2 protein-coding genes are annotated in these 2,173 nt (G+C 48.2%); both read right to left on the bottom strand.

Annotated features, from left to right (window positions below):
- Nucleotides 1-56: 56 nt before the first annotated feature.
- Complete coding sequence (istB, locus tag QMA09_RS16985) at nt 57-821, bottom strand: IS21-like element helper ATPase IstB (protein ID WP_290213988.1); 765 nt, start codon at nt 819-821, stop codon at nt 57-59.
- Nucleotides 818-2,074 (bottom strand): IS21 family transposase, encoded by a 1,257-nt coding sequence (gene istA, locus QMA09_RS16980; RefSeq protein ID WP_290213987.1) that lies wholly within the window; start codon nt 2,072-2,074, stop codon nt 818-820. Before istA ends, istB begins: the two co-directional genes overlap by 4 nt.
- Nucleotides 2,075-2,173: the final 99 nt, after the last annotated feature.

The raw sequence follows: 2,173 nt of genomic DNA, 5'->3' as shown, positions 1-2,173 counted from the left end.
TGTCAACGCCGGTTTAATTTTCCCCATTATAGCCGGAATAAAATTCCCCACTTGAGCTACTTTACAGGTGGGGTAGCCGGATAAATTCCGGCTCTTTTCTTTTCCTTCAGGCGATAAGAATCACCTTTGATGTTAAAGGTCACAGAGTGGTGAAGCAGGCGGTCGAGAATGGCTGTAGCTAGGACATCATCCCCGAAGACCTTTCCCCATTCGATAAATGATTTGTTCGAGGTGAGAATCATCGCGCCGTGCTCATATCTCTTCGAGATGACTTGGAAAAAGATATTCGCTGAGAACTCATCAAACGGAAAGTAGCCCACCTCATCCAAGACAATCAAATCCGGCCGTGTCCATTTCTTGATGAGGCGAGAAACCGTACCTTTGGCTTCTGCCTTGTGACACTCCGCGACCAGATCGGCTGCGGTGAGGAACAGGACACTATAGCCTTGGGTGAGAGCTTCTAATGCGAAAGCGATCGCAAGATGCGTCTTGCCGACACCTGGCGGTCCCAGGAGAAGCCGGTTTTCACCATTCGCAATGTACCGACAGGTCAGTGTTTCGTTGATGCGTTGCTCGTTAAGACTAGGTTGGAATGCCAAATCAAAATCATGGATGGTTTTGGTGTAAGGGAGTTTTGCCCGGTGAATCCTTCGGTTCAACTCGGTGGCTTCCCGGTGCTCCCATTCCCCCGAAACGACCGTGTGTAAAAAGTCGAAATATGATACATTATGGGTAGAAGCGTTCTCGACCAAATCATCGAGCTGACTGGCCGTATGCGACCAGTTCAGCTGATGCAGCCGTTCTTCGAGGATAGATTTCATTCGAAATCACCTCCTTCAAAGGCGGCGTAAGCTGCGAGGGGACGTGCTTCAACGCAAGGAGTGGAAACGGTTGAGTCCTGGGTCGCCAAACCGATGGGATTCTGTCGTTTTCGCTCTTTTTCTTTTGCCTCCTGCATCCCCTCGTAATGTTCAAAGCGGACATGAGTACGTGTTTCACCGGAAAGGATCGGGTGTTGCGCAATGCATTCCACTTCATCAAAAATCTCCAATTGCTTCTCCAGCGTCACCTTGATTTTCACTTGATGACCGGCATACCGAAACGGAACGGAATACTTATTCCCTAAGTAGGAGATGAAACAATCGCGACTGACTTCGCGCATTTCCCAATGCGTGGTCGGGAACAACTCCTTCGTCCCCCAAGCCTGCAGAAAAGACTGTTCCTTTTGCCAGCGCTGAACCGGCGGTTCCTGGGTCGTTTCATTCTTTTTCTTGTTTGCGGTCTGGTCCAGCCATTTGCGCATATCCTGGTTCAATGCTTCAAGCGTGGGTTCGTGCCGTCGTTGAAAGAAGTTTCGCTTCATGTAATTGACCGTTCGTTCAACTTTCCCTTTTGTTTGCGGGCGGTAGGGTTTGCACGCTTTGGGTGTTACGCCGTAGTAAGCGAGAAAGTCTTCAAACTTTTGATTGAAGCGGATTTCTACCGGTGTATGCCGGATGACAACTGTTTTCATATTGTCGTAGAGAACTTGATTCGGAATGCCGTTGAAATAGGCAAAGGCATTCATGTGGCATTTCATCAAGGTCTCCAATTTCATATCAGTTGTGAATTCGATGTACTTCATTCGCGAATACCCCAGCACCATTAAAAACGCATAGATTTTTTGAAGGCGTCCATCGACTTCGTATAAGCCGACTTCTGCCCAATCCATCTGTGCCTGTTGGCCAGGTGGCGTCTCAAAGCGCCGGGTCGCCTGTTTCTTCGGCTGTTTCCGATGCGGCTGCACAAAATCTTTCAAGATAGTACTTTTCCCGTCGAACCCTTGCGCCCGGATCTCCTCGAGTAACACCACACAATTAGTGGTGCCTTCCTGGATCCGTTGAAGTAAGTAGGGTTTAAACGAATCTAATTTACTTGCCCGTTTCGCTCGCTTGGAGCTCCGAGGGAGCTTTTCAGCATTTATGTATTTCCGTATGGTTTTCCGGTCAAAACCGGTCTCTTCGGCAATGGCTGTCAAAGACCATCCCTTTTGGTGCAGTTCCCGAATCATAAAAAATTCCTCCATTTTCAACATCGACACATACTCCTCTGCAACGTGGTATATGTCGATTATCCTTGATAAATGGGGAATTTTAAAACGGCGTTATTGGGTATTTTATCACCGGCAGTGACA

This window comes from Planococcus sp. APC 3906 (assembly GCF_030407685.1).
Classification (GTDB): domain Bacteria; phylum Bacillota; class Bacilli; order Bacillales_A; family Planococcaceae; genus Planococcus; species Planococcus koreensis.
Note: the sequence above shows the minus strand (reverse complement) of the source record. Positions and strands in the feature narration are given on the sequence as shown.